This window comes from Pseudomonas sp. AP3_22 TE3818 (assembly GCF_053628995.1).
In genome coordinates this window covers 3,529,017-3,553,865 of sequence record NZ_JBRJHL010000001.1, presented here as the reverse complement: position 1 = coordinate 3,553,865, position 24,849 = coordinate 3,529,017, and the positions used below count along the sequence as shown (strand labels likewise).

Below are 24,849 nucleotides of genomic sequence, written 5' to 3'. Positions count from 1 at the left end.
ATGGCACATGCTCAGGGTCAGCAACATCCAATCAGTTTGTACCTTAAAATCTGGGGACTGTTATTCGTCCTCAGCACGCTGTCGTACCTGGTCGACTATTTCCACTTCCATGGCTACCTTCGGTGGTCCCTGATAATCACTTTCATGTTGTTGAAGGCAGGTTTAATTGTCTCCATCTTCATGCATATGGCCTGGGAGCGGTTGGCTATGGTCTACGCCATATTGGTGCCACCGTTATGTTTGCTGGTACTGGTCGGACTGATGGCCACCGAGGCTGACTATATTTTCCTCAGCCGGGTCATTTTCTTTGGCCAGTAAGCCGTTTGCGGATGGCCTCGGGTCGCCAGGCGCTAACCCGATATCACTCGCTTGAACTGATGCCATTTGTGTTGCCAGGCCACTGTCCAATGGGGAGCTGCCGCGCCAGTGCCGGCTATCTCCAGCTGTGGATGTTGCCTGATGACCTGATCCAGTACCGACTCCTGGTTCGGCTCAACATCGACGAAGAAGATATGTTTGCCCTCGTTTACCAGCTGTTTGAAATTGCGGAAGTGAGTGTTTGGCACCTGGAACCCGAAAAAACCGCCTTCCCAGATGCAAAAGCCCAAAATGACAATGGAAAGAAAGATAAACGGCATCCAGCCTGCGGCGGATTCGGTCCAGCCCATCCAATAGGCGCCACCCAGAACCAGTGCCGCCAGGGGCAAACCGATCACCGCGCCAATCTCGCCTGAGTGAACAGCATCCTGTTCCAATAACGAGTTAACCTCGTGGAGGTGATGTTGTTCGACATCGGCAACTTTTTCACTGAGCACATGAATCTGTTCAGAGTTGATGCCGCTGGCTTCCAGTTCATATTCAACGGTTTCAAGATCGTTGAGATTGTCACTGATGTAATAGTGCCGATTCATGCCACACCTCCCGACTCGAGATTGCTGTAGACCTCCTTTGTCGGCAGCGATTAACCTGGATTTGCAGTCGGTGTCTGAACCGTGGGGAACGTTGCACACTTCATGCAATCTGAAAAAAAGTATAGCACTCGCCATCCTGCGGACCGGTCGCTAGTTGATCTGCACAATCACCGGACCTTCCGTCACGATCGGTGGGTTCGCGTGGATATGCGAAGTGTTTTTCTGAATCCACTCACGGGCAACTTTCAGGCTCGCATCACTGCCGGCCTTGTCCTTGCACACAGTGATCGAAGTACCACCGTCACCCGTATTCAACAGTGTGTAGCTGACGAGGCCAGGTACTGTGCGCAAGGTCGCTTCGATGTCGACGCTGCGCTGTTCCATAAGCTCGAATAGCTGCTTGGCTCCAGCACCCAGGTAGGTTCTTATCACCGCATACATGGTCGTCTCCTTTGAGCGTACCGTCTTGATGCAATACAGATCCGTTGATGTCCGCAGTCCCCGGGTTTCAGGTCGCCCTGATTCAGTAAGCTTAGTCAAACGCCGGCGACAATCGACACGCAACGACCACCGGCCACATGGGGTCGATTTCGGCTTCTACGATCGAAGGCGAAACACGAGCTACATCGAACATCTCGATATGTTTAAGCAACATTTCACGGTTTTTCCGATAACACCCTGTCGCGATAATCCCCCCTCAAAAGTAACGGGCAGGACAGCGTGATGGCGAAGGAAGGAAGTTATACCGGTACAGCCAAGTGGCTGCATTGGGGCATGGCCCTGATCTGGCTGGGTGCCTGGGTTATCGGAATGGTGGCAACGCATTGGCGCGACCAATTCAATGCCCACCATGAACTCACCTACTTGCACAAGGCGATGGCCAGCACGCTGCTGTTTCTCATCGTCGTGCGTATCGCCTGGCGATTGAGTCACCCGGCACCGGCGCTACCCGATTCGATGAGCCCGACGATGAAGCGTGGTGCGCTGGTCGGGCATGTGCTGCTGTACGCCGTGGCCCTGATCGGGCTGCCGTTGTCCGGCTGGTACTGGAGCTCGGTCGCCGATAAACCCATCATGGTGGCGGCGCTGTTCATGCTCCCGCCAATCGTTGACCCCGATCAGAGCTTGTACGATCTGGCAAAGGCGGTTCACACCTACATGTCGTGGTTGTGCGGCGCGCTGGTTGGTGGCCATCTGCTGATTGCGCTCAAGCATCACTTCGTTGAAAAGGATGATGTGCTCAAGGGCATGCTGCCCACACGCAACCGCTGACTTTCCTGTCGTTTCATTATTGACGCAACTGCGCCGGACTCACGCCAAGGCGTTGCCTGAAGGTGGTCGCCATGTGCGCCTGGGAATTGAAACCGCAGGCGTAGGCGATTTCAGCCAGCGTGGCGGTCGAGTCGCGCATCAGGGCGCGGGCCCTGGCCAGGCGTCGGTCGATCAGATAAGCATGGGGGCTTTTGCCGGTGGCGTTTTTGAAGGCCCGCATGAAATAACCTTCGGACAAGCCGAGCAGGCCCGCCATCGCCGGTACGCTCAACGGGCCATCGAGGCCCGCGTCAATGAACTCATCGAGCAAGCGCATCCGGCTGCCGGTTATCGAGCCATGGGGCGGTGTCGACACGGCTGCGCTGGCCGTCACGCGCTCGGACAATGCCAGTGCCCAGGCCTCCCAATCGTCCTCCACGCCAGCGTGCAACAGCGCTGCGCGCATGCGCCATGCGAGGGCCGTGGCCTGCCGGTCGATGCGATTGTTGAAAGCGTGATTACCCTCCAGCGCCACACCGTCAGTGCGTATCACCCGCAGATATTCACCCCCCTTGGGCGATTCGGACAACACGTCACACCCCACTGGAACGAACGCCAGGCCGTTGGGCAGGGCATCGAAGGGTTGTACCCGGTCGCTGCCGATCGCGTGCAGGCCTCGCTGGCTGTCGAAGGCAAAGCCGATTCCCGCCTGGGTCGCTACGTATCGGGTCGCGTAGGCGCAGCCGGGGAGCAATTCGATCGCCCAGGGGCCGACCTCGATACGGCGGACCGGTTCGGACAGCAGGGGTGGATGCAGACGGTTTCGATGGCTCATGAGCACCATAGTAGTGAAGAGGGCATACAAAAGTCAGGTCGGTTTTTTGAAAGCCTGCGTGCTGCGCCCCTGTTCAGACTGGGCAAAATCCCGGGGAGACCACTCATGCACACACTGACTCGCGACGACATCGAACAGGCCGCACGCAACGTGTACCAGGTCATGCCCGCCACCGCCCAGTACCCTTGGCCCTTGTTGGGCAGCCGGTTGGGTTGCACGGTGTGGGTCAAGCACGAAAATCACACGCCTACCGGTGCTTTCAAAGTGCGCGGCGGCATCACGTTCATGCACTGGCTCAAGCGCGAGCATCCGGGCGTGAAGGGCATTGTCAGCGCGACCCGCGGCAACCATGGCCAGAGCCTTGCACTGGCGGCTGGCGCACTGGGTTTGCGGGCGCTGATCGTCGTGCCGCAAGGCAACTCGGTCGAAAAGAACAACGCCATGCGCGGCTTTGGCGCTGAAGTGGTCGAGTATGGCCACGATTTCGATGATGCCCGTGAAGAGGCGGCACGCCTTGCCCAGGAGCATGACCTGTTCCTGGTGCCGCCGTTTCACACCGAGCTGGTCAAGGGCGTCGCCACCTATGCGCTGGAGTTGTTCAACGCCGCGCCGGATCTGGACACCGTCTATGTACCGATTGGCTGTGGATCGGGGATTTGTGGCGTGATCGCCGCCCGCGATGCCCTGGGCCTGGACACCCGGGTGGTGGGCGTGGTTTCCACCGAAGCGGCGGCTGCGCAGTTATCGTTCGACACCGGAGCCCTGTGTGAAACGGCCTCGGCGACCACCTTTGCCGACGGTCTGGCCGTACGCAAGCCGGTGCCTGAGGCCTTTGCCGTCTATGCCGCAGGTGCGGCGCGGATCGTTGCGGTCAGTGACGCGCAGATAGCCGAGGCCATGCGCGTGTATTACACCGATACCCACAACCTGGCGGAAGGGGCCGGTGCCGCGGCGCTGGCGGCGCTCATTGCCGAGCGTGAAGCCATGTCGGGAAAAAGGGTGGGGGTGATTCTGTCCGGTGGAAACGTTGACAGATCGGTGTATGCGGGCGTGATTGCGTGAAGAGGGGCTGTAGCCTGGTCGCATAAATTTGAAATGCACGGCATTGCCCGACACAATCGCGCCCCGTTCCGGCCAAAGGCGCCGGACGTTCGTGGTGAGAAGGGGCCGCAGTTGAACGAACAGACATTGTCCATGCGCCTGGAACGCGTGGCGGCGCATGTGCCAGCCGGTGCGCGCCTGGCCGATATCGGCTCGGATCACGGTTACCTGCCGGTGGCGTTGATGCGCCGTGGCGCCATCACGGCGGCGGTGGCTGGGGAGGTGGCATTGACGCCGTTCCGCGCGGCCGAACGCACCGTGCACGACAACGATCTGGAGCAACGGATCAGCGTGCGCCTGGCCAACGGCCTGGCGGCAATCTTGCCGGGAGACGGGATCACGGCGATCAGCCTCTGTGGCATGGGCGGCGAAACGATCCGCGACATCCTCGAGAGCGGCAAGGCGTACCTGAGCGGGCAGGAGCGCCTGATCCTGCAACCCAACGGCGGCGAGCAGCCACTGCGCCTGTGGCTGATGGAAAACGGCTATCGCATCCTCTGCGAGGAAGTGCTGCGGGAAAATCGTTTCGACTACGAAATCATCGTCGCCGAGCGCGCCGGGCCGGTGATCTACACCGCAGAAGAGTTGTACTTCGGCCCGCTGCAGTTGCAGGCCCGCAGCCCGGCGTTCCTGGTCAAGTGGCAGCGCAAGCTGCGCCAGAAGCAGAAGACCCTGAGCCAATTTGCCGGGGCACAGCGGGCCGTGCCTGAGGAAAAGGTGCAGGACATCGCGCGCCAGGTCCGGTGGATCAGCCAGTTGCTGGCTTGATCCTGTTCAGCAAGCATCGAATGGCGTGGCTGCCTGCGAGGCAAAACTCGCTATTTGCAGGGTCAAACGGTGTGAGTTCCGCGCGAAAACCGCTTTTTTTTTCGGCACTGATCATGAATCGATTCAGCCGCTTGGCAACGGTGGTTTCAGCCAATGAAACCGGCCTCCCGAGCCATTATTGACAGTACCGTTTGTCGAGGTTTTTGTTCGAAAAATGAACGATCGGGATATGCTGGGTTCTGATCTTCCAGCAGGCGGATCCCTTGAGCTTCGCACTGCACTCCCTAGTAAAATGGACGTATACCTCATCTGCATTGAATGGAATGCACATGGGGATTTTTTTTACCTGAGACCTGGAGTGATAGTATGCCGTCATCACTGACTCGCGGGGCGAGTCGCTCTCTCTTGTAATACCCAAACTATTTTAGTTGCTTCAATCAATGTGAACTTTGATTGTGCAGGCGTGAGTATTCAATTCTCGTGCCTGGGGCATGGTCAATTCACACTGCCGCAATAAGTGGAGATGTAAGCGTGGATATTAATACAATGATCGGCCTGCTCGGCCAGAAAGAATCCATGGAGTTTATGCGTTTAGGAGTTGTATACGTACACCTGCTGGCTTGCTGCGTAGCCATTGGCCTGGTGTTTGCCAGCGATGTCGCCATGGTCAAGGATTTATTGAAGGGCCGTGTGTCGTCCGGGCACGATAATGATCATATGGCCAGTCTGCAGAAGTCTGTTTCCAATGCGTTGCTATTTTTGTGGATCACCGGTGCAGCAATTATAGGTATTGATTACCTTGATAAAGGCATGACTTATTTTGCCAACCCGAAACTTCAAGCCAAAGTTATTATTGTCCTGTTGCTGACATTCAACGGCATGCTGTTGCACCGCTATGTATTGCCCGCCATGCTCAAGGCCGGTTCCTTGCTTGACCTGCCTATCAATGTGCGAATGTTTGCCCTGTTCTCTGGCGCGCTGTCGGGCGTTTCCTGGCTGTATGCCGCGATGCTCGGTGTAGGCCGACCGCTGGCCTGGAAATACTCGCTGACCGAGTTGCTGATGGCCTATCCGGTATTGATCGTGCTCGGCTTTGCGACGATGGTGGCGCTGACCCAATGGGCGCGCAATCGCAACGCCGCAGCGCCGGCCGAGGAGACTACCTGGCTGTTCGCTGGAATTCCTGCGCGATGAGCTGACGAAAGTCCAGGTGAAGACGGGGGTAACCGTTAGAACCTTGCAAACACCCGACCCCCTCCCTGTGAGGGGGTTTTTTTTGGGTTCTTCACGCATTCCCGGGGAATTGCAGGCGCTGGCTTGCCAGCGATGGGCGTTAACGATAACGCGGGTGATCTGGATAAACGCGGCGTACTTGAGTCCATCGCCAGCAGGCTGGCTCCTACAGTTGCAGCGTGGGCGCGGTCCTTTGTAGGAGCTGGCTTGCCAGCGATGGTCGTCAACGATAACGCGTGTGACCTGGATAAACGCGGCGCATTCGAGTCCATCGCCAGCAGGCTGGCTCCTACAGTTTCAGCGTGGGCGCGGCCCTTTGTAGGAGCTGGCTTGCCAGCGATGGTCGTCAACGATAACGCGTGTTAACCGGATAAACGCGGCGCATTCGAGTCCATCGCCAGCAGGCTGGCTCCTACAGTTTCAGCGTGGGCGCGGCCCTTTGTAGGAGCTGGCTTGCCAGCGATGGTCGTCAACGATAACGCGTGTTAACCGGATAAACGCGGCGCATTCGAGTCCATCGCCAGCAAGCTGGCTCCTACAGTTTCAGCGTGGGCACGGTCCCCTGTAGGAGCTGGCTTGCCAGCGATGGTCGTTAACGATAACGCGTGTGACCTGGATGAACGCGGCGTACTTGAGTCCATCGCCAGCAGGCTGGCTCCTACAGTTTCAGCGTGGGCGCGGCCCTTTGTAGGAGCTGGCTTGCCAGCGATGGTCGTTAACGATAACGCGGGTGAGCTGGATGAACGCGGCGCGCTTGAGTCCATCGCCAGCAGGCTGGCTCCTACAGTTTCAGCGTGGGCACGGTCCTTTGTAGGAGCTGGCTTGCCAGCGATGGTCGTCAACGATAACGCGTGTTAACCGGATAAACGTCCCGAGAATGCGACCCTTTTTGTCCGTGGCCGAATGTTGTCCGCTCATCCCTTGATTCGGCGAGGGGGAGGGCAGCACGCTCGGTCGCGAACCTGCCGCTCGTCGCCAAGGCATAAAATAAACTTTGACATCATTGGGGCTTTGGTAGAGCATTCATATATCGCATGCGATTAAGTCGAATGCGACAACAAATACAGACAACCCTTGCCGTTTGGAGAATCAGCCATGAACACCGGAAGCCGCCGCACCCTGTTGATCGCTACCGCTCAAGCTTCCCATGGCCACAACGGCAACAACTGGATCGTTGCACAGGCCAATTGACGAATGTTGTCTTTTGAATGGTACAAATATCGCACGCGATACAATCGCACGAACTTTAAAACCTGAGGAAATCCCCATGAGCAAAATCGAAAAAGTACTGGCTACCGGCAAAACCCACACCACCCGCAGCAATGTCAGCGGTCACAACGGCAACCTCGATATCGTCCTGTCGTCACCGGGTTCCACCCAGCCAGCCCACGTCTTTGCCGCCACACAGCCGCATCCGAAAGCCGAGCAACTGTTCGCCGGGGCCTGGTCGGCCTGCTACACCGCAGCAGTGGGGCTGGTGGCGCAGGAGCGCAATATCGTTTTGCCGGCGGACATGGCCGTCGACATTGAAGTGGACCTGGGCCAGACTGGTCCGGCCTACTTCCTTCAGGCCCGACTGACCCTGCGCGTGCCAGGGCTGGCACAGGATGTCGCGACCGAACTGGCGCACATCGCCGACTCCATCTGCCCTTACTCCAAAGCGACACGCGGCAATATCGATGTTGCCCTGAACGTGATCACGGCGTGACGCGCAGATGTGTCACTAATATCGCATGCGATGCAAGCGCATACGAATATAGCTGTTTGTAATCCTGAGGGAATCATCATGAGCAAGATCGAAAAAGTACTGGCCAGCGGCAAAACCCACACCACCCATAACAGCGCAGGCAACACGTCGCGCGGTCACAACGGTAACCTCGACATCGTACTGTCGTCCCCCGGCAGCGACACACCGGCACACGTATTGACCGCTGTCCAGCCGCACCCGAAAGCCGAGCAATTGTTCGCCGGAGCGTGGTCGGCTTGCTACATCGCAGCGGTGGGGCTGGCCGCCCAACAGATGAAGGTGACACTGCCGACCGACACGGCCGTCGACATTGAAGTCGATCTGGGCCAGACCGGCGCGGCTTACTTCCTCCAGGCCCGACTGACGTTGCGCGTGCCGGGGCTGGATCAGGGGGTGGCGACTGAACTGGCCCACAACGCCGATGCAATCTGCCCGTACTCCAAGGCCACACGCGGCAACATTGATGTCGACATCAATGTCTTGACGGCCTGACCCGTTGCACGGCCGGCTCAACGGGGATTTTCCCGGTGAGTCGGCCGTCGGTGTTTATGCACACTTCCGATACCATCGTGTACGACGTATAGTTTCAGTCTAGCAAGACTGACCCCTGAGAACGTCCATGAAAAACACCGAAAAGACATCCGCCCTGGATCTCAAACTCTCCGACTTCCTGTGTTTTGCCGTCTATTCCACCAATCTGGCCTTCGGCAAGGCCTACAAGCCGATGCTCGAACGGCTCGGCCTGACCTATACGCAATACATCACCCTGGTCGCGCTGTGGGAAGAGGACAATCAGACCGTCGGCAGCCTTGGCGAAAAGCTGTTTCTCGAATCCAACACCCTCACGCCGATCCTGAAGAAGCTCGAAGCGATGGGTTATTTGCTGCGCCAGCGCGACCCGGAAGACGAACGCCAGGTGCGGATCAATCTCACAAAAGAGGGACGAACGCTGCGTGAAGGCCTGCGCGAAGACGGCTTCCCGCAAACCGGCCTCGATCCCGACGACTTCGTGCAAATGCAGAAGGCCATCGTGAAGTTACGGGGTAATCTCATCCGGACAACGAAAGACAGGGATTAATGGGGATCGACCCAAGACGGTGAGTGGCCCCCGATTTCGGTGTGAGCGTCCCCACAAACGGGGCGCTATTCCCCAGCAGTATTCACGCCAGCATCAGCACGGCATTTCAACTTTCGACGAATGTTTGCAGGGACCTTCCGCTCCTCGCACATATTTTGTTACAGCGATGGCAGGGTAATTGCTCAGTGAGCTTGTCCCGTTCATGAAGGTGCAGCGTCGGCAAGCTGTGGAGCTGTAAGTACCCCATTGAGTGATTGCATGTAACCATCGGTTTGCATCACGAAATACCCCTGGCGACTCAATAGAAGTACTGCAGTCATCCTCTGCGAACCGTCCAGAGGAAATGCTATGAGCCACTCCAGATCAACGTGTGCACAGTTAGCGCTGCACGGGCTATCGGTCGTGATTGTTCTATGGACGATCAGCGCCGGGTCTTACATGGCAATGTTCAACGTACCGCCAGGCGTCAAGCTGGCTATTGTCGACTTGAACATTTCCCTGGCGACATTGTTCATACCGTTGTTCCTGGCGCTCAGGCCTCTGGCTCGCCGTTTTTTGTTCTTTCTGGCCTGCCTGCTGACGGTGACGCTGGTGGCGGCCGACGAGCCGCAGAGCAGTAACAATCCGGGCAATGACAATCAGAGCAATGAGAAGTGGTTAGAGCCGGCACGCTCCAGGCTCATGCATGTGAACGGCGGGATGCCGTTCTTCCCGCACCGGGCCAATACCACCGGTAACCTGGTCTTGAATGTGAAGGACTTCGACAATGCCCAGGTCTGTGGCGCTTGTCATACGGAGATCTACAAGCAGTGGCGCTCGTCGATGATGTCCCAGGCCTGGGATGAACCCATCTATCGGGCCTTGCTCAAGCGTGCGAGTTCGGCCACCGAGGGCAAGGTCGATAATTTCTGCACCGGCTGCCACACACCGATCGGTCTCACGACCGGGCAGATCACTTCGCAAGTCAACCGCTCCTCGGTTGAAGACAGCGCGAAGAACACTCCGATGCCCGGGGTCGATTGCGAAACCTGCCACAACATCAGTGCCCGCACGGGCCTGGACAATGGTGCCTATGTTCTTAGCCCCCGGGCACACGGCAAACCGACCAAGTTTGGCCCGCGCAAAGACGCCGTCTCGCCTTATCACGACACGGTGTACTCGGCTTTGCACACCCGCTCGGACTTTTGCGGCACCTGCCACAACGTCACGCACCCGTTCAGCAGCGTGGCGGTGGAACGCACCTATGACGAATGGCAGGAGAGCACCTACAGCCTTAACGATGTCACCTGCCAGAGCTGCCACATGCCGGGTTTCAAGGGTAAGGCCGCGATCATGGGGCCGGATCGCGAGGAGGTCGCCTCGCATTGGTTTAGCGGGGCCAACGCGATGATGCTCAACCATCTCGGTCAGGATGAGGGCGCACAACGGGCTCGCAACATGCTTGCGCGCGCGGGGGAAATAACCTTCGAGCAATTGCCGGCAGCGATCGTTTCCGGGCAATACACCTCGGTCGCCGTCAAGGTTTCCAATATCGGCGCGGGGCACAAGCTGCCGACCGGCTTTCCGGAGGGCCGGGAGATGTGGATCGATTTCCGGGTGCAGGATGCCACGGGTCGCGAGATCTACCGGCTGGGCTCAATCAAGGACGGCAAGACCGAAGTCAACACGCGAAATTTCAAAGTGCACATCGGCGACAAGGACGGCAACCCGCTGGACGTCGAGGTCTGGAATGCCACGCAAATTCTCTCGGACAACCGCATTCTGCCCAAGGGCTACGATATCGGGGAGTTCTCCTTCCTGGTGCCGGCCGACGCCGTCGGGCCGCTGACCCTGACGGCCGACCTGAACTACTGGCCGTTTTCGCAGAAGCTGGCCGACTACCTGCTCGGCAAGGATAAGGTGCAGGTGGAAATCACCCGGATGGCCAACGTCACGCAGAGCGTACCCCTGTCGACGAGTCTGCCGGTTGTCGGGGCGGATACGGGTGCAGTCTCGGCGCCCGGGCTGGCCCCGGTCCTGCAAGGTGATAATCAGAAGACCACTGATGCGAACAGTTTTGTCATCTTCAGACTTCGTTAAGAATTGTCTTCGATACTGCTCCCCAACTGATCTGGGGAGATGTTTTTCAATGTCCGATTTCAACTGGAACGTTCAGTTGCCGCTGCGCTTTGGCTTGACCGAAGCACAGCAGATGCACCTTGTCAGGGCCTTGCCGGACGCCCCGCAAAGGTGTGTCTTCGAAGCTTTTATCCAGCAACGGTTTCGCAGGGCCCATGGTGCCGATGTTCGCCACTTCATGCCGGAGCTGTTTGGCATGAGCGATGCGTCCGGCACGCTTTGCGCGGTGGTTGGCGTGCGTCTGGCGAGCAGCGGACCGCTGTTTCTGGAAGGTTACCTGGACGAGGCAATCGATCCACTGATCAGTGCCGCCGCCGACCACACCGTAAGCCGCTCAGCCATCGTCGAGGTCGGCAACCTGGCTGCCAGCGACACCGGCAGCGCACGGATGAGCATCATCGCGATGACCTACCTGCTGGCCATGGGGGGGCTGGAATGGGTCGCCTTCACTGGAAACCTGGGGCTGGTCAATAGCTTTCATCGCCTTGGCTTGAAGCCCGTGACCCTGTGTGCTGCCGATCCGGCGCGCCTGGGCGACGACCGCCACGCCTGGGGCAGCTACTACGAAAGCAAGCCGTGGGTTCATTTCGGCAATATCCGCTCCGGGTTCATTCATTTGCGCAACATCGGCCTGTTCAGTCGCCTGGGCTTGCCGACCTCCATTGAAGGGGCCTGCCATGTCGCCTGAAATGGAGCAGTTCAAACAGACCCTGCGTAATCATGCTGAGCAAAAAGCCAACGCCATTGCCTTGTGGGACGACCATCGCAAGCTCGACTACGCCACGCTCTATGCCGAGGTCATTTATCGTCAGCAGCGCCTGCGCGATGAACGGGTCAGGGTGGTCGCCCTGGCGCTGGACAATGGTATCGAAGCCCTGCTGTGGGACCTGGCCGCGCTGTTCGAGGGTTTGACCTGCGTGGCCTTGCCGCCTTTTTTCAGTCCGGCGCAACGCAAGCATTGCCTGGAGCAAAGCCAGGCCGAACACGTCATTGCCGAACCGCCATTGCAGGACGAACTGCAAGCCGCTGGATATCAGAAGTGCGGCGAGTTCTGGCACCGCACGTTCAGTGGCCCGAACCGGATGCCTGAAGGTACCGCGAAGTTGACCTTCACTTCGGGCACCACAGGCACACCCAAGGGCGTGTGCTTGAGTGCCGACAGCATTCTGCGGGTCGCTCGCGAGCTGGACCTGGCCAGCCAACCCAGCGACCCGCAACACCACCTGGCGCTGCTGCCGCTGGCCATCTTGCTGGAGAACATCGGTTGTTACGCCGCACTGTATGCCGGAGCCACCTTGAGCCTGCCCAGCCAGAAAACCCTGGGGATTGCAGGCGCCAGCGGTGTGGAGGTGCCAAAACTGTTGGGATGTCTGGCCAGCCGGTCACCCCAGAGCCTGGTCCTGGTGCCGCAGTTGTTGCTGATGCTGGTCGGTGCTGCCGAGCAGAAGGCTTTCGACCCACAGCACCTGCGTTTTGCCGCCGTGGGCGGTGCCCGGGTCAGTGAAGATCTGCTGCATCGCGCTGAACGCGTGCGCATACCCGTCTATGAAGGTTACGGGCTGTCCGAGTGCGCATCGGTGGTGTGCCTCAATCGCCCGCACGCACGGCGCCCCGGCAGTGTCGGACGACCATTGCCCCATGTGGAGATTCGCCTGGCGGAGGACGGAGAAGTGCTGATCAAGGGTTCAACCTTGCTGGGCTATCTGGGAGAGGCGCCGCACACCGCCCAGTGGTGGCCCAGCGGCGATCTCGGCGAGTTCGACGCCGAAGGTTTTCTCTACCTCAAGGGACGCAAGAAGCATCAGTTCGTGACCAGTTTCGGGCGCAACGTGAACCCCGAGTGGGTGGAAGCCGAATTGACCCAGCGTGGGCCTGTCGCCCAGGCCTTCGTCTATGGCGAGGCGATGCCTCACAACCATGCGCTGCTCTGGCCGCATCGCCCGGACTGTACCGACGAACAACTGGCCGCCGCCGTGGCCCAGGCCAACGAGGCCTTGCCCGAGTACGCCCAGGTCCGCCACTGGAGTCGGCTCGACCAACCCTTCACTGCCACCAACGGTTTGCTCACCGCCAATGGCCGGCCCCGCCGTGACGCCATCATCGAGCGATACCGGCGGCAATTGACCGCATCTGCATTTTCCGAGGAATCCGCACCATGAGCTTTTTTGACACGTTGCAACAAGCCACTGAGCAAGAGCGCAATGAGTTGTTCAACCTGCCGATCATCCGTGACGCGCTGCAGGGCGACGTCAGCCTGGAAAGTTACCGGGCCTTTCTGGCACAGGCCTATTACCACGTGCGCCATACCGTGCCGTTGATGATGGCCTGCGGTGCGCGTCTGCCTTCGCGCCTGGAATGGCTGCGCAAAGCGGTCTGTGAATACATCGAGGACGAATACGGCCACGAACAATGGGTACTCAATGACATTCAAGCCTGCGGCGGTGACAGGGACGCTGTACGCGACGGACGCCCGTCATTGCCGATCGAATTGATGGTCAGCTTCCTCTACGACCTGATTGCCAGGGACAATCCGGTGGGACTGTTCGGCATGGTCAACGTGCTTGAAGGCACGAGCATCGCTTTGGCGACCCATGCCGCCGGCAGTATTCGCCAGCGCCTGGACTTGCCGGAAAGCGCCTTCAGCTACCTCAGTTCCCACGGTTCGCTGGATATCGAACACATGCAGACCTACCGTCGACTGATGGACACTCTGGATGACCCGCACGACCAGGCCGCCGTCATTCATGCCTCCAAAGTGGTGTACCGGCTCTACGCCGATATGTTTCGTGGCTTGCCGCGTAACGGGGAGAACCTGCATGCGCCTGTCTGAAGCCCGCGTCGTGTTGACCGGTGCCAGTGGCGGCATCGGCCTGGCCATCGCCACTGCACTGTGCGCCAGTGGTGCCCAGGTGCTGGCCGTGGCTCGTCATCGGGAACCCCTGGTGCCGCTGCTTGAGCGATATCCCGATAATCTGTGTTGGATCCGTGCAGACCTGACGGTGCTCTCCGACCGCCGTGAGGTGCTGTCGCGGGCCCAGAGCATCGGCGGCATCAACCTGCTGATCAATGCCGCCGGGGTCAACCATTTCGCCATGCTCGAACAGCTCGACGACAGTGAGATCAACTCGATGCTCGCGGTGAACATCAGTGCGCCGATATGCCTGACAAAACTGATGTTGCCACTGCTCAAGCAAGCCGACAGTGCCATGGTGGTGAACGTCGGTTCGACCTATGGCTCCATTGGCTACCCCGGCTACGCCAGTTACTGCGCCACCAAGTTTGCCCTGCGAGGTTTCTCCGAAGCCCTGCGCCGAGAGCTGGCGGACACCCGGGTCAGTGTGCTTTACGTCGCCCCGCGAGCGACCCGTACCGGCATGAACAGCCCGGCAGCCCAAGCGCTCAATGATGCGCTCAAGGCCAATGTCGACGATCCGCAAACCGTGGCGGCGGCGGTGATTCACGCCATTGCCGGTGACCGTCGCGACTTGTACCTGGGCTGGCCCGAGCGTTTTTTTGTACGCCTGAACAGCTTCCTGCCCCATCTGGTGGACCGGGGGTTGCGCAAGCAATTGCCACTGATCCGCCGCCTGAGCCAGAAACCCGACCAGGAGAATCTCGAACCATGAAAAAGATCATCGCTTGCCTGCTGCTGGGCGCATTGAGCCAGACTGTCTGGGCGCTGGATGCTGCCGACCAGCAGCGTCTCAACGGTATCCAGCAAAGCTGGGCGCACATTCAATACGAGTTGCCCGAGGGACAACGCACCGCGGCTTTTGAAAAGCTGGCCGCCCAGGCTTCGAGCTTCAAGCAGGAGCGCCAATCGGTGGCGGAGGCGTGGATCTGGTCTGGCATCGTCACCAGTAGCTGGGCGGGCGCCCAGGGCGGGCTGGGTGCGCTGAGCAAGGTCAAGGATGCCAAGGCCGATCTGGAAAAAGCCCTGGCCCTGGACCCCAAGGCCCTGCAAGGCTCAGCCTATACCAGTCTGGGGGCCCTGTATGACCGCGTACCGGGCTGGCCCATCGGTTTCGGCGATTCGGACAAGGCCGAGCAGTTGCTCAAGCTGGCATTGCAAATAAACCCCAACGGCATCGACAGCCTGTACTTCTGGGGCGATCACCTCTACCGTCAGAAGCGGTATGTCGAAGCCAGGGCAGCGTTGCAAAAAGCCTTGCAGGCTGCGCCCCGACCTGGCCGCGAGAGCGCTGATGCCGGGCGTCGCAAGGAGATCGAAACGTTGTTGGTGGATGTGAACAAGAAACTCGGCTGACAGGAGACCCTGTGCGTTTATTACTCGTAGAGGATGACGTGGCGCTCGGCGAGGGCATTCATCAGGCTCTGCGCCGTGAAGGTTATACCGTCGACTGGTTGCAGGACGGCAACAGTGCCTTGCACTCGCTGCTCAGTGAAACCTTTGATCTGGCGGTGCTCGACCTTGGCCTGCCACGCATGGACGGTGTCGAAGTGCTCAGGCGTTTGCGTGACAGCGGCTCCAACCTGCCGGTGTTGATCCTGACGGCGCGCGATGCCACTGAAGACCGCATCGCCGGCCTGGATGCCGGCGCCGATGACTACCTGATCAAGCCTTTCGACCTGGCAGAATTGAAGGCGCGCCTGCGTGCGTTGCTTCGGCGCAGCGCCGGGCGTGGGCAATCGCTGATCGAGCACGCGGGTATCAGCTTGAACCCCGGCACCCAGCAAGTCAGCTACAAAGGCGAACCGGTGGCCCTGACACCCAAGGAATACCAGTTGCTCCACGAACTGCTCTCGCCACCGGGCCGGGTAATGACTCGCGATCATCTGACGCAGTTGCTGTACGGCTGGAGCGAGGAGGCCGAAAGCAACACGCTGGAAGTGCACATCCATCACTTGCGCAAGAAGCTCTCCACCGACCTGATTCGCACCGTCCGCGGTATCGGTTATCTGGTGGAGGAGCGTCGATGACCTCGATACGGCGTCGCACCCTGACCCTGATCATTGGCCTGATGCTCGCAGGTCTGGCGGTGATCAGCGTGCTGAACCTGCACGACAGCAACCATGAAATTGCCGAAGTCTATGATGCCCAACTGGCCCAGAATGCTCGCCTGCTGCAAGGCGTCATGCGTATGCCCATGGTGAGCAAGGATCACGCAGACCTGTACAAGGCTTTCAACCAGGCCCTGAACGAGGCGATACCCAGGGACGAAGGGCATCCGTATGAAACGAAGATTGCGTTTCAGGTCTGGAATGCCAGGAATGAAGTGCTGGTACATACCGCCAGTTCTCCGTCCTTCAGCCAACCCGCGGTCACACCAGGCTTCAGCGATGTCATCGACCTGAACAACCGGCATTGGCGGGCCTTCCTGCTTGAAGACAAACAGAACAACCTGCGCATCTGGGTGGGCGAACGGGACGATGTGCGAATGGACCTGGTGGACCGCATCGTACGCCACACCTTGTGGCCTAATATTCTGGGGAGTTTGATACTGGCCGCCATGCTCTGGTTGGCCATCGGCTGGGGATTGAGACCTCTGGTCAACATGGCTGCAACACTGCGGGCGAGGCATCCCGGTTCACTCGAGCCCCTGCAATTGACACCGCTGCCTACGGAGCTTGAGCCGATGCAGGCGGCCCTTAACCGTATGCTTGCGCAGATTCAGGAAGTCATGGGACGTGAGCGACGTTTTATCGCCGATGCCGCCCACGAAATGCGCACACCCCTGGCCGTGCTCAGGGTGCATGCGCAGAACCTGATGGAAGCGGGGAGCGAAGGGGAGCGTCGTGCGTCGCTTGAGCACTTGATTGCCGGAGTGGACCGTACCAGCCGGCTGGTTAATCAATTGCTCACGATGGCCCGTATCGAGCCTCAAGCAGGCGCGCAACCGCCAGTACCTGTCGATCTGGCAGCCACGGTTCGCGACAGCCTGGTCCAATTGACGCCCTGGTTGTTGAGCAAGGACCTTGAACTGGTTTTCGATGTCAGCGACAACATCGGCCTTGTGAGGGTCGACCCTGCGGCCATCGACATTGCCTTGAACAACCTGGTCACCAACGCGGCGAACTTCTCCCCCCGGCACGGAGTGATCACGGTAAAACTGGTCGAAAAGAACAAGGGCTACGAACTGTCTGTCGAAGATGAGGGGCCGGGTATCGATGAGCAGGACCGCGATCGGCTTTTCGAGCGTTTCTACAGTCGCGCAAATGATCAGGGGGCAGGGTTGGGGCTGACCATCGTCAAGGCCATTGCGGTTCGCCTGGGTGGACAGATCAAACTGGAGAACCGCATCGCTGGCGGGTTACGCGCCACGTTGGAAATTTGTTGCGTTTGACGTCCGGCCCGGTTTGCCGGGTGCTGTGGTCGCCTGTACCCAAGCGTTGCAGGGCGACTGCTGGTCGGATTGAAGACGGATCCGGGTTTTTATGAAGGCTTCTGTTTTTTTTGTATGTTCAAACCCCTTTAAAACAAAGCGTTGAAATAGAAATATAAAGTGCTTTGTAAGACTTTTTACTTGTTCAGGTTCTGATTGCATCCGACCTAAGTCGGATATCCGGATGACTGGAGCCCGGTACATACGATTGATGGCCGGCGGCTTCGCAGGTTCCCTGCTATTAATCAATGTGTATCCGAATGCTTATTCTTGCGGGAGCGTCTCATGAGTCCATTCATTCGCATCGGCATTGCCGACGATCACCCGATGTTGCGTGAAGGCGTTGCCAATACGTTGAGAAAACGGGCGGATCTTCAGGTCGTGGAGCAAGGTTCCAATGCGCAGGATGCCATGGATATTGCGCAGAAGGAGCGTCCGGACGTGATGTTGATGGACGTCAATATGCCGGGCGACGTGTTCGCTGCGGTGCGGTTCATTTCCACGCAGCTGTCGGAGGTGAGGGTGCTGATGCTGACGGTTTCGGAGTCCGAGGATGATGCCTTCCTGGCACTGGAGGCCGGCGCGCGCGGGTATGTGTTGAAAGGTGTCAGCGGACCGGAACTGGTCCTGGCGATCAGGACGGTTGCCAAGGGTGAGTCGTATATCACCCCCGAGTTTGCCAACAAACTGCTCAGCAACATCAAGAAGCACGAGGCGGAAACCCGCAAGTTCGATCTGACCCACCGCGAGGAGGAGGTCATTCGTGAAGTTTCCAAGGGGCTGACCAACAGGGAAGTGGCGGACAGGCTGTTGATCAGCGAAAAAACCGTCAAGCACCACATGGGCTGCGTGATGCAGAAGCTGAACGCGCGAAATCGAGTCGAAGCGGTCACGGCTCTGCGCCACTACCGGGAGCGCGAAGCTATCGGTCACCTTCACATCGGCGCGGCGAAAGCGCCAATGGATGCCGAAGCGGCGCCTGACTAGAGTTTGAACTGGGCATTGACCGACGTACCCGCGTCGCAGGAGTCGATGCTGAACAACCCGCCCAGCGATTCGACGCGATAACGCAAACCGGCGAGGCCCAGTCGGGTTCTACCGGATTTTTCGAGCTGCATCGCGTCCGCCGCCATGCCTGGCCCACTGTCCCTGACGCTGATGTTCAATACACCATCGATGTACTTCGCCTGGATCACCTGACCCTCGCCGTTGGCGTGCCGGTAAGCGTTGTTGAGGGCTTCTTGCACAAACCGGTACAAGCAGAGTTTGAGCGGCAATGGCGCGGCCTTGGGTAGCTGCCCCAGGGTCAATGTGACCTTGGTGCCAGTGCGTTGCTCGTGCCGTTGCGCCACCAGTTGCAACTCCTCCACCAGGCTCACGTCGTTGATTTCCGGAAGTGCCAGGCCTCGTGATAAATCGCGGACCTCACGCAATGCGTCGGTGGCGGCGGCACGGATGGTTTCCAGCGATTCCTGATCGACCGCCGTGCAGTTTTCGGCCACGTCGTCGAGCCGGATCAGAATCAAGGTCAATAGCTGCGCCGGCCCATCGTGCAGGTCTGCGCCAATGCGCCTCAAGGTGAGTTCGTTGACTCGGGAAAACTCCTGGGTAGCCGTTGCCATCTTGTGCTGGAGTTCAGCATTGCTGATATGCAAACGGGTTTGCTCTATCAGCCGCAAGTGCAGTGCCACCTGCTGTTGCTGGATAATCTTGTCACCGCGTCGCACGATGAAGAAAAGCAGGGTCAGCATGGCCAGTGTCGCGGCGCCGACGACCCCCCACACCTCCTCCCGGACCCGATTGATCTCGCGCCTGAGGCTGTCGGCCTTTTCATAGAATTCGCCCACCGCGATGATTTTCCCGGAGCGCGAATCCCGCAGGGGCGCGTAGATTTCATAGAGAGGCACATTGAGCGTGCGCTCGAACGCATTCTCATCCTGGGTCAGTTCCTGAAGGTCGGTGACCACTTTGCCCTTGAGTGCCTCGGTGATCTCATCCAACGGGAATTGAACGTTGGTGATGTCTTTGTTCGTGCTGTAGACCACCGTGCCATCCGCTCGCCAGATCTTGATCGAGACAATGTGCTGTTTCAGCGAACGACTTTCCGTGAGGCGGTCCAGGGACTGGATACTTGCAGCCGAGAGGGTGTTGTCCTGGCTCAACTCCTGCACAAAGGGCTCCAGAAACGTATCCATGTACTGAGCGCCTGCTTCTGCTGCGCTATGTACCGCGGCACTTTCGATGCGTACGCTCACCAGATTGCCGACGAAAAACATGGTCAGCCCCAGGATCACCGCAGCGGCAATGACAAACTGGGTCGAGTGACTCAGCTTGCGCGCCCGGACCCTGATCCATGTACGCCAGAGGCCATTGCGATTCACATCGCCAACAGGGGCGGGTTCGTCCAGCGCCTCGGCTTGCTGCGCGGTAAACGTCTGGTTTTCCGATTCGACTTTTGCATTTTTTGCCATAGGTCCGCTTCCCTGATCATCGAGACAGGTCGGTTGGAAACCCGGCAGTTCAAGGCAAATCTCGAGATTGACGCCAAGCCCATGACTGACAGTAGTTCACTGCATGGCGATCCGACAGCTTCACGGATGATCAGCCAGGTCGCACGGCGTTGCGTTGCAACACGTAAAAAGCTGGCTCCTACAGTTTGAGCGTGGGCACGGTCCTTTGTGGAAGCTGGCTTGCCAGCGATGGTCGTTAACGATAACGCGTGTGAACTGGATGAACGCGGCGAACTTGAGTCCATCGCCAGCAAGCTGGCTCCTACAGTTTTCAGCGTGGGCACGGTCCCTTGTAGGAGCTGGCTTGCCAGCGATGGTCGTTAACGATAACGGGTGTGAACTGGATAAATGCGGCGCACTTGAGTCCATCGCCAGCAGGCTGGCTCCTACAGTTTCAGCGTGGGCACGGTCCTTTGTAGGAGCTGGCTTGCCAGCGATGGTCGTTAACGATAACGGGTGTGATCTGGATGAGCGCGGCGCACTTGAGTCCATCGCCAGCAAGCTGGCTCCTACAGTTTTCAGCGTGGGCACGTTCCCTTGTAGGAGCTGGCTTGCCAGCGATGGTCGTTAACGATAACGCGTGTGATCTGGATGAGCGCGGCGCGCTTGAGTCCATCGCCAGCAAGCCGGCTCCTACAGACGCGGTCCCCTGTGGGAGCTGGCTTGCCAGCGATGGTCGTTAACGATAACGCGTGTGATCTGGATGAACGCGGCGCACTGGAGTCCATCGCCAGCAGGCTGGCTCCTACAGTTTTCAGCGTGGGCACGTTCCCTTGTAGGAGCTGGCTTGCCAGCGATGGTCGTTAACGATAACGCGTATGAACTGGGTAAACCCGGCCTATGTTCAGGCTTGCGCGGCGCTGAGCTCACCAGTGACCGTGGCGTTCTTGCGCACCGCTTGATACAGCAGGCTCGATACCATGAACCCGACAATGGCCAGCAGGCTCATCAACGAGAAGACGTAGTTGTAGCCTTGTTGACCCGGGAAGTGGTCGAGTATCGCGCCATAGATGACGTAGGCGAACATGCCCGGCGCATAGCCGATCAGGCAACCAATGCCAAAGGCCGAGCCCGTGATGTGCTGGGGAATCCCGACTTCACCCATCGGTGCCCAAAACACACCGCGCATGGAAAACACAATCAACGCGAAGGAGAGGGTGGCCGCCATGCCTGCGTAGATGAAACCCGGGCTTTTCGGGATGAGCATGATGACGCCCATCAGCGGCAACAGCGCCAGGAATGCCCACTTCAGATAACGGCTGGAACTCTTGAACTGCTTGTCGGCAATGAAGCCGCCAGCGGGGCCGCCGAGGATCTTGAGGAAGTACTGGTTGATGATCCCGTAAGCACCCACCAGGGCCACGGGCAGTTCGTACATGTCCTTGAGGTAGGGAATGAAATAGGTCAGGCCGCAGTAGACGATGTAGACCATGAACACGTTGAGGCTGACCAGCCAGATGCCCGGCACCTTGATGGCCTCGAGCAGGTTCGACAGTCCGTTCTTCGGCTTGACGGTCGACTGGGTCTTGCCGCTCTTGAGCAACAGCCAGGTCAGGGTGCCGGCAAGAATGTCGATGACCGAGTAGAACAGGATCGCCGACTTCAAACCGTTTTCACCGGAGCCCATGGCGACGAAGACGCCCAGCGCAGAGAAGGCGACCAGGGTATCAATGACGCCACGCCCGCCTTCGAGCAGGCCGAACAGGCGCCCCTGTTCCTTATCGTCACCCAGGTTGCGGATGGCCTTGAGCAGCGCTGGCCAGAAGAGGCAGTCGGCACACACGGCCAGCAGGCAGAACACAACCAGCAGATTGCTGAACGGCGGAAAGGTCGCCAGGTAAAGCCCCAGGCCCCCGGTACCGATCAGGCCGAGGGGGATCAGCTTGCGCGTGTCGTACCGGTCGGCGAGCATGCCGCCCACCACGAACAGCGCGGTGGCAACGATGGCGTTGGCGCTCAGCAGCACGCCGATTTCAGTGTGGGACAGCCCCATGAATTCTTGCATGGGGATGTAGAAGGCGTCCTTGAGGCTCGCCAGCTTGTAGACGGTGCCGCCACCGAGGATGAGAATCAGGAATCTGAGCCATTTGGCCTTGTCATGGGATGTCATTATTGTTCTCCAGGCATATTAGGGTAGGCAGTGCCGCTCGGCACGTCAGGTTCAGGCGTCAGCGCAATGCGCCAGGGTCAACTCGGCCAGGGTTCGGAACTCGGCCAGCAGACCTCGTACATAGGCGACCTGGTTGTTTGCCCAGCGGTGTTCATCGGTCAGCATTCGCTCCAGCGAGTAGCCTTGCGGCAGGGCTGTCTCACTCATTTCCCGGTACGCAATGAACGGGTCGGCGGTTTCGTCGAGCTGGCGGAACGCCGGTGCCACGTAGTGGTTTTCCTGCTCGAGAATGAAGGCGATCACTTGCGGGGTCGATTCGCCGAGCATCAGCAGTTCGAACAGCATGCGTGCGTTGGGCAGGTCGTCTTCGTCACAGCCCTGCAGCACACCGTAATGCCCGAAGCCGTTTTGCTCAGGCACGATGCGCACACCCTTGAGGTGGGTCTGGCGTATGTGCGGGGCCAAGGCGCGCAGTGCCGCAAGGGGCTGCTCGCAGGCATTGATCATGTTGCCGAAGTCGAACAGGGCGTGCAGGCGCGGGTGGTTCAGCCGGCTCAGCAGTTGCGCGATCTCGCCGCTCTTGAGTTCCTCGTGCTGCTCGAAGTCGAAGAACAGGTCGTGCTCGTCTGCCTGTTGCGCGAGGTAGTGCAGGTCGGACTCGATCACGTCCATGACCCGGGACAGCGCCCCTTCGTAGCGTGAGTAGACACGGATGTTGCGGGTGCCCAGCGCCTTGGCAATGGCGATCACTTGATCGACATCTTTTTTCAGGGTGCTGCTGATTTCCAGATGCACATCCAGCCCGAGGGCATTGGCCTTGGCCGCGAACGCCTGAAGCTGCGCGGCGGTCATTTGACTCAGGCTGTTTTCCTCACCGTCGAGCAGGTGCAGGCTCAGGCCCTGGAGTTCGTGGCGATAGGCAAAGTCCAGCAGGTCGCCAGGGGTGACACGGCCGTGGGTCAGGTTGGTCAGCAAGGGGTAGGCATGGGCAAACAGGCGCAGTTGCCCAAGTCGGTCGAGCAACTGGCGCGCCAGTGCCTCGGTCAGTAGCGGGGGAGTCTCGGCCTCGACAGCCTTATGGCTGAGCAAGGCGTTGAATCGTTCCTGGATCTTATTGTTCATTCGAGTCGTTCCTGGTTCAGGCACCGGGTCTACCGGCGCAGCCTTTATCGCGCCAGTCAGGAACTCTCGATAGATCCATTATCAGTTAAATCATAAGACCACTTGCCCGGCGTCAAGTGGTCGGCTGCAGGTAGCCCATTTTGTCCAGGGCCTGGGCCAGCGCTTCGACCCGCGCCTGGGCCTGGTCCTCGGGGGTGCTGGCAAAGCCGATCAGCAGCGCCGGCGGCAAGACGTGCTCCAGACAATAGTCACTCAGGGGATAGGTGTGAATGCCATGCTGGTCGAGCGCCCTGGCCAGGGCATCGTCATCGAGATGCGCGGGTAACCAGGCGATCAGGTGCATGCCGGCTTCCACCGGGGTGATCCTGAAGAAAGTCCCCAGTTGTTTCTGCAGCTGTTCGACCAGTGCCTGCTGGCGAGCCTGGTACAGGGCGCGCATCCGCCGAATATGACCGAGGAAGTGGCCTTCGCGCATGAAGTCCGCGGTGGCGGCCTGAAGCAGGGTAGGCGGGCTGCGATCCATGACCGCACGCAGGGTGCAGAAGGGTTCGACCAGGGCGTTGGGCAGTATCACGTACCCCAGTCGCAGCGAGGGAAAGAGCACCTTGCTGAAGGTCCCGGCGTAGATGACCCGGGCCCACTGGTCCATGGCATAGAGTGCCGGCAGGGGGCGGCCGTTGTAGCGAAACTCACTGTCGCAATCGTCCTCGATGATCCAGCTTTGATTCTGCGCGGCCCAGTCGATGAGTTCCTGGCGTCGTCCATAACTCATGGTGACGCCCAGGGGATGCTGGCGAGACGGTGTGGTAAATACCAGGCGGGCGTCAGGACACAACGCCAGGCCTTGCCGGACATCGATCCCCTGTTCGTCGATACGCAACGGCACGACCTGACCACCCTGGGCCTGGAGCGCAATGCGCGCCGCGATATGCCCAGGATCTTCCATCCAGAAGCTGTCCTGCGGATTGAGCAACAGCATCCCCAGCAGGTTGAAGGCTTGCTGGGCGCCGGACACGATGACCACCTGCTCGGCACTGCAATCAATGCCACGGGCATCGAAGACGTACTCGGCAATCGCCTCGCGCAGGGCCAGCAACCCCTGCAGTTCGCCATAGCCGAGCATGGCCTTGGTCGGCTTGTGCAGGTGGCGGTTCAACAGGCGCTTCCAGACCGATTGCGGGAACGCATCGTAAGCACTGTGACTGGGCAGGAATGACGTCGGGCTGTCCGTAGCCCAGCCGGCATAGGAAACGCCACGGAAATGATCGCTGCGCAACGACAGCATCGACTGGCTCAGGTCAGACAAGCGAGGCGGCTGGCGCGGCTGCTCGTCATCACTGCCGCGGCCTTCCCATTCATGGCCGACGTAAGTCCCGGCCCCGGTCCGCGACGTCAGGAAACCCTCGGCAATCAGTTGATCGAACGCATTGAGAATGCTGATTCGCGACAGCTCAAGCTCCTTGCTCAGGGTCCGCGTGGACGGCAGGCGCACGCCGCCCTGAAGCCTGCCACTGAGAATCTGTTTGCGAATCTGCAAGTAGAGTTGGCGGTACAAGGGGATGGAACTGGCACGGTCCAGCTCGATACCCGACAACAGCAAACCTGCGGAGGATTTCATTATTCGTTCGTCTGGATGGAGTGTGGTCTGGCCTGAATCGCTGTCAGGCATCCGGGTGCGAAAGGGTAGCGAGGGGTGCTGGATAAGTCATCTACCCCGGCGT

At 59.2% G+C, this 24,849-nt stretch carries 30 protein-coding genes; 23 read left to right on the top strand and 7 right to left on the bottom strand.

The genetic code is table 11. The features are described 5' to 3' along the window. On the top strand, positions 1-318 hold the full coding sequence (locus tag AB7M25_RS16065; protein ID WP_007977898.1) for a cytochrome C oxidase subunit IV family protein: 318 nt from the start codon (positions 1-3) through the stop codon (positions 316-318). Between the two features lie 32 nt (positions 319-350). Here AB7M25_RS16065 and AB7M25_RS16060 read toward each other — a convergent pair whose 3' ends face one another. Together AB7M25_RS16060 and AB7M25_RS16055 are read right to left on the bottom strand one after the other, a co-directional pair. After that, positions 351-911 carry a magnesium transporter gene (locus tag AB7M25_RS16060; protein WP_454237620.1) on the bottom strand — a complete coding sequence of 187 codons (561 nt, stop codon included), beginning with the start codon at positions 909-911 and terminating at the stop codon, positions 351-353. Positions 912-1,061: 150 nt separating this feature from the next. Further along, positions 1,062-1,352 carry a hypothetical protein gene (locus AB7M25_RS16055; protein WP_454237619.1) on the bottom strand — a complete coding sequence of 97 codons (291 nt, stop codon included), beginning with the start codon at positions 1,350-1,352 and terminating at the stop codon, positions 1,062-1,064. A 282-nt stretch (positions 1,353-1,634) separates the two neighbouring features. On the opposite strand from AB7M25_RS16055, the gene AB7M25_RS16050 reads away from it, so the two are divergent. After that, complete coding sequence (locus tag AB7M25_RS16050) at positions 1,635-2,183, top strand: cytochrome b (protein WP_429385338.1); 549 nt, start codon at positions 1,635-1,637, stop codon at positions 2,181-2,183. 16 nt (positions 2,184-2,199) lie between these two features. On the opposite strand, the gene AB7M25_RS16045 is transcribed toward AB7M25_RS16050, so the two are convergent. Next, positions 2,200-3,006 (bottom strand): helix-turn-helix transcriptional regulator, encoded by an 807-nt coding sequence (locus AB7M25_RS16045; protein ID WP_454238363.1) that lies wholly within the window; start codon positions 3,004-3,006, stop codon positions 2,200-2,202. Between the two features lie 96 nt (positions 3,007-3,102). On the opposite strand from AB7M25_RS16045, the gene AB7M25_RS16040 reads away from it, so the two are divergent. From AB7M25_RS16040 to AB7M25_RS15960, 17 genes are all read left to right on the top strand, one after another. After that, positions 3,103-4,059: a threonine dehydratase gene (locus tag AB7M25_RS16040; protein WP_429385336.1), complete on the top strand. Its 957-nt coding sequence runs from the start codon at positions 3,103-3,105 to the stop codon at positions 4,057-4,059. Positions 4,060-4,170: 111 nt separating this feature from the next. Continuing rightward, a complete protein-coding gene (locus AB7M25_RS16035) occupies positions 4,171-4,866 on the top strand; it encodes a tRNA (adenine(22)-N(1))-methyltransferase (protein ID WP_454237618.1) in 696 nt (231 codons plus the stop codon). Positions 4,867-5,412: 546 nt separating this feature from the next. Further along, positions 5,413-6,060: a hypothetical protein gene (locus AB7M25_RS16030; RefSeq protein WP_007977914.1), complete on the top strand. Its 648-nt coding sequence runs from the start codon at positions 5,413-5,415 to the stop codon at positions 6,058-6,060. A gap of 132 nt (positions 6,061-6,192) precedes the next feature. Continuing rightward, positions 6,193-6,465, top strand: coding sequence for a hypothetical protein (locus AB7M25_RS16025; protein WP_454237617.1), 273 nt, complete (start codon positions 6,193-6,195; stop codon positions 6,463-6,465). Positions 6,466-6,684: 219 nt separating this feature from the next. Beyond that, positions 6,685-6,957, top strand: coding sequence for a hypothetical protein (locus AB7M25_RS16020; protein ID WP_454237616.1), 273 nt, complete (start codon positions 6,685-6,687; stop codon positions 6,955-6,957). A gap of 409 nt (positions 6,958-7,366) precedes the next feature. Then, positions 7,367-7,807, top strand: coding sequence for an Ohr family peroxiredoxin (locus tag AB7M25_RS16015; protein ID WP_429385330.1), 441 nt, complete (start codon positions 7,367-7,369; stop codon positions 7,805-7,807). A gap of 78 nt (positions 7,808-7,885) precedes the next feature. Beyond that, the gene (locus tag AB7M25_RS16010) at positions 7,886-8,338 is read left to right on the top strand and encodes an Ohr family peroxiredoxin (protein ID WP_057714894.1); all 453 of its coding nucleotides are present in this window, start codon (positions 7,886-7,888) and stop codon (positions 8,336-8,338) included. Positions 8,339-8,465: 127 nt separating this feature from the next. Continuing rightward, positions 8,466-8,924, top strand: a complete 459-nt coding sequence (locus AB7M25_RS16005) for a MarR family winged helix-turn-helix transcriptional regulator (protein ID WP_454237615.1) — start codon at positions 8,466-8,468, stop codon at positions 8,922-8,924. A gap of 348 nt (positions 8,925-9,272) precedes the next feature. After that, on the top strand, positions 9,273-11,003 hold the full coding sequence (locus tag AB7M25_RS16000) for a multiheme c-type cytochrome (RefSeq protein WP_429385329.1): 1,731 nt from the start codon (positions 9,273-9,275) through the stop codon (positions 11,001-11,003). 49 nt (positions 11,004-11,052) lie between these two features. Then, a complete protein-coding gene (locus tag AB7M25_RS15995; RefSeq protein WP_429385328.1) occupies positions 11,053-11,730 on the top strand; it encodes a thermostable hemolysin in 678 nt (225 codons plus the stop codon). Further along, the gene (locus tag AB7M25_RS15990) at positions 11,720-13,201 is read left to right on the top strand and encodes an AMP-binding protein (RefSeq protein ID WP_454237614.1); all 1,482 of its coding nucleotides are present in this window, start codon (positions 11,720-11,722) and stop codon (positions 13,199-13,201) included. The genes AB7M25_RS15995 and AB7M25_RS15990 overlap by 11 nt, the downstream gene beginning before the upstream one ends. Then, positions 13,198-13,872: a TenA family transcriptional regulator gene (locus AB7M25_RS15985; protein ID WP_007979163.1), complete on the top strand. Its 675-nt coding sequence runs from the start codon at positions 13,198-13,200 to the stop codon at positions 13,870-13,872. Before AB7M25_RS15990 ends, AB7M25_RS15985 begins: the two co-directional genes overlap by 4 nt. Next, positions 13,859-14,668, top strand: coding sequence for an SDR family oxidoreductase (locus AB7M25_RS15980; RefSeq protein ID WP_429385325.1), 810 nt, complete (start codon positions 13,859-13,861; stop codon positions 14,666-14,668). Before AB7M25_RS15985 ends, AB7M25_RS15980 begins: the two co-directional genes overlap by 14 nt. Then, positions 14,665-15,309 (top strand): tetratricopeptide repeat protein, encoded by a 645-nt coding sequence (locus AB7M25_RS15975; RefSeq protein ID WP_429385324.1) that lies wholly within the window; start codon positions 14,665-14,667, stop codon positions 15,307-15,309. The genes AB7M25_RS15980 and AB7M25_RS15975 overlap by 4 nt, the downstream gene beginning before the upstream one ends. A gap of 11 nt (positions 15,310-15,320) precedes the next feature. Then, positions 15,321-15,983: a response regulator gene (locus AB7M25_RS15970; RefSeq protein WP_429385323.1), complete on the top strand. Its 663-nt coding sequence runs from the start codon at positions 15,321-15,323 to the stop codon at positions 15,981-15,983. Beyond that, positions 15,980-17,347, top strand: coding sequence for a sensor histidine kinase (locus AB7M25_RS15965; RefSeq protein ID WP_429385322.1), 1,368 nt, complete (start codon positions 15,980-15,982; stop codon positions 17,345-17,347). Before AB7M25_RS15970 ends, AB7M25_RS15965 begins: the two co-directional genes overlap by 4 nt. A gap of 324 nt (positions 17,348-17,671) precedes the next feature. Continuing rightward, entirely contained in the window at positions 17,672-18,373 is a 702-nt protein-coding gene (locus tag AB7M25_RS15960; RefSeq protein WP_429385321.1) for a response regulator, read from the top strand. On the opposite strand, the gene AB7M25_RS15955 is transcribed toward AB7M25_RS15960, so the two are convergent. Next, positions 18,370-19,857, bottom strand: coding sequence for a sensor histidine kinase (locus AB7M25_RS15955; RefSeq protein ID WP_429561627.1), 1,488 nt, complete (start codon positions 19,855-19,857; stop codon positions 18,370-18,372). The two genes, AB7M25_RS15960 and AB7M25_RS15955, sit on opposite strands and share 4 nt — an antisense overlap. Positions 19,858-20,085: 228 nt before the next feature. Here AB7M25_RS15955 and AB7M25_RS15950 point away from each other — a divergent pair, with 228 nt between their 5' ends. The 4 genes from AB7M25_RS15950 to AB7M25_RS15935 are packed head-to-tail and all read left to right on the top strand — an operon-like array spanning position 20,086 to position 20,703. Next, positions 20,086-20,220, top strand: coding sequence for a hypothetical protein (locus AB7M25_RS15950; protein ID WP_454237613.1), 135 nt, complete (start codon positions 20,086-20,088; stop codon positions 20,218-20,220). Continuing rightward, complete coding sequence (locus AB7M25_RS15945; protein WP_454237612.1) at positions 20,210-20,467, top strand: hypothetical protein; 258 nt, start codon at positions 20,210-20,212, stop codon at positions 20,465-20,467. The genes AB7M25_RS15950 and AB7M25_RS15945 overlap by 11 nt, the downstream gene beginning before the upstream one ends. Further along, positions 20,457-20,579, top strand: coding sequence for a hypothetical protein (locus AB7M25_RS15940; RefSeq protein WP_454237611.1), 123 nt, complete (start codon positions 20,457-20,459; stop codon positions 20,577-20,579). Before AB7M25_RS15945 ends, AB7M25_RS15940 begins: the two co-directional genes overlap by 11 nt. Next, entirely contained in the window at positions 20,569-20,703 is a 135-nt protein-coding gene (locus tag AB7M25_RS15935) for a hypothetical protein (RefSeq protein ID WP_454237610.1), read from the top strand. The genes AB7M25_RS15940 and AB7M25_RS15935 overlap by 11 nt, the downstream gene beginning before the upstream one ends. 37 nt (positions 20,704-20,740) lie before the next feature. Here the strand turns inward: AB7M25_RS15935 and AB7M25_RS15930 are convergent, their stop codons facing one another. The 3 genes from AB7M25_RS15930 to pdxR form a co-directional block, all read right to left on the bottom strand. Continuing rightward, complete coding sequence (locus tag AB7M25_RS15930) at positions 20,741-22,006, bottom strand: MFS transporter (RefSeq protein ID WP_454237609.1); 1,266 nt, start codon at positions 22,004-22,006, stop codon at positions 20,741-20,743. Between the two features lie 51 nt (positions 22,007-22,057). Then, a complete protein-coding gene (locus AB7M25_RS15925) occupies positions 22,058-23,128 on the bottom strand; it encodes a sugar phosphate isomerase/epimerase family protein (RefSeq protein WP_454237608.1) in 1,071 nt (356 codons plus the stop codon). A 112-nt stretch (positions 23,129-23,240) separates the two neighbouring features. Then, positions 23,241-24,746, bottom strand: coding sequence for a MocR-like pyridoxine biosynthesis transcription factor PdxR (pdxR, locus tag AB7M25_RS15920; protein ID WP_429385317.1), 1,506 nt, complete (start codon positions 24,744-24,746; stop codon positions 23,241-23,243). Between the last annotated feature and the right edge of the window lie 103 nt (positions 24,747-24,849).

Excerpts from the sequence above, each read along its gene's own strand:
- AB7M25_RS16065 (WP_007977898.1), top strand. The coding sequence starts at position 1 with ATGGCACATGCTCAGGGTCAGCAACATCCAATCAGTTTGTACCTTAAA.
- AB7M25_RS16060 (WP_454237620.1), bottom strand. The coding sequence starts at position 911 with ATGAATCGGCACTATTACATCAGTGACAATCTCAACGATCTTGAAACC.
- AB7M25_RS16055 (WP_454237619.1), bottom strand. The coding sequence starts at position 1,352 with ATGTATGCGGTGATAAGAACCTACCTGGGTGCTGGAGCCAAGCAGCTA.
- AB7M25_RS16050 (WP_429385338.1), top strand. The coding sequence starts at position 1,635 with ATGGCGAAGGAAGGAAGTTATACCGGTACAGCCAAGTGGCTGCATTGG.
- AB7M25_RS16045 (WP_454238363.1), bottom strand. The coding sequence starts at position 3,006 with ATGGTGCTCATGAGCCATCGAAACCGTCTGCATCCACCCCTGCTGTCC.
- AB7M25_RS16040 (WP_429385336.1), top strand. The coding sequence starts at position 3,103 with ATGCACACACTGACTCGCGACGACATCGAACAGGCCGCACGCAACGTG.
- AB7M25_RS16030 (WP_007977914.1), top strand. The coding sequence starts at position 5,413 with ATGATCGGCCTGCTCGGCCAGAAAGAATCCATGGAGTTTATGCGTTTA.
- AB7M25_RS16025 (WP_454237617.1), top strand. The coding sequence starts at position 6,193 with ATGGGCGTTAACGATAACGCGGGTGATCTGGATAAACGCGGCGTACTT.
- AB7M25_RS16020 (WP_454237616.1), top strand. The coding sequence starts at position 6,685 with ATGGTCGTTAACGATAACGCGTGTGACCTGGATGAACGCGGCGTACTT.
- AB7M25_RS16015 (WP_429385330.1), top strand. The coding sequence starts at position 7,367 with ATGAGCAAAATCGAAAAAGTACTGGCTACCGGCAAAACCCACACCACC.
- AB7M25_RS16010 (WP_057714894.1), top strand. The coding sequence starts at position 7,886 with ATGAGCAAGATCGAAAAAGTACTGGCCAGCGGCAAAACCCACACCACC.
- AB7M25_RS16005 (WP_454237615.1), top strand. The coding sequence starts at position 8,466 with ATGAAAAACACCGAAAAGACATCCGCCCTGGATCTCAAACTCTCCGAC.
- AB7M25_RS16000 (WP_429385329.1), top strand. The coding sequence starts at position 9,273 with ATGAGCCACTCCAGATCAACGTGTGCACAGTTAGCGCTGCACGGGCTA.
- AB7M25_RS15995 (WP_429385328.1), top strand. The coding sequence starts at position 11,053 with ATGTCCGATTTCAACTGGAACGTTCAGTTGCCGCTGCGCTTTGGCTTG.
- AB7M25_RS15990 (WP_454237614.1), top strand. The coding sequence starts at position 11,720 with ATGTCGCCTGAAATGGAGCAGTTCAAACAGACCCTGCGTAATCATGCT.
- AB7M25_RS15985 (WP_007979163.1), top strand. The coding sequence starts at position 13,198 with ATGAGCTTTTTTGACACGTTGCAACAAGCCACTGAGCAAGAGCGCAAT.
- AB7M25_RS15980 (WP_429385325.1), top strand. The coding sequence starts at position 13,859 with ATGCGCCTGTCTGAAGCCCGCGTCGTGTTGACCGGTGCCAGTGGCGGC.
- AB7M25_RS15975 (WP_429385324.1), top strand. The coding sequence starts at position 14,665 with ATGAAAAAGATCATCGCTTGCCTGCTGCTGGGCGCATTGAGCCAGACT.
- AB7M25_RS15965 (WP_429385322.1), top strand. The coding sequence starts at position 15,980 with ATGACCTCGATACGGCGTCGCACCCTGACCCTGATCATTGGCCTGATG.
- AB7M25_RS15960 (WP_429385321.1), top strand. The coding sequence starts at position 17,672 with ATGAGTCCATTCATTCGCATCGGCATTGCCGACGATCACCCGATGTTG.
- AB7M25_RS15955 (WP_429561627.1), bottom strand. The coding sequence starts at position 19,857 with ATGGCAAAAAATGCAAAAGTCGAATCGGAAAACCAGACGTTTACCGCG.
- AB7M25_RS15950 (WP_454237613.1), top strand. The coding sequence starts at position 20,086 with ATGGTCGTTAACGATAACGCGTGTGAACTGGATGAACGCGGCGAACTT.
- AB7M25_RS15945 (WP_454237612.1), top strand. The coding sequence starts at position 20,210 with ATGGTCGTTAACGATAACGGGTGTGAACTGGATAAATGCGGCGCACTT.
- AB7M25_RS15940 (WP_454237611.1), top strand. The coding sequence starts at position 20,457 with ATGGTCGTTAACGATAACGCGTGTGATCTGGATGAGCGCGGCGCGCTT.
- AB7M25_RS15935 (WP_454237610.1), top strand. The coding sequence starts at position 20,569 with ATGGTCGTTAACGATAACGCGTGTGATCTGGATGAACGCGGCGCACTG.
- AB7M25_RS15930 (WP_454237609.1), bottom strand. The coding sequence starts at position 22,006 with ATGACATCCCATGACAAGGCCAAATGGCTCAGATTCCTGATTCTCATC.
- AB7M25_RS15925 (WP_454237608.1), bottom strand. The coding sequence starts at position 23,128 with ATGAACAATAAGATCCAGGAACGATTCAACGCCTTGCTCAGCCATAAG.
- pdxR (WP_429385317.1), bottom strand. The coding sequence starts at position 24,746 with ATGAAATCCTCCGCAGGTTTGCTGTTGTCGGGTATCGAGCTGGACCGT.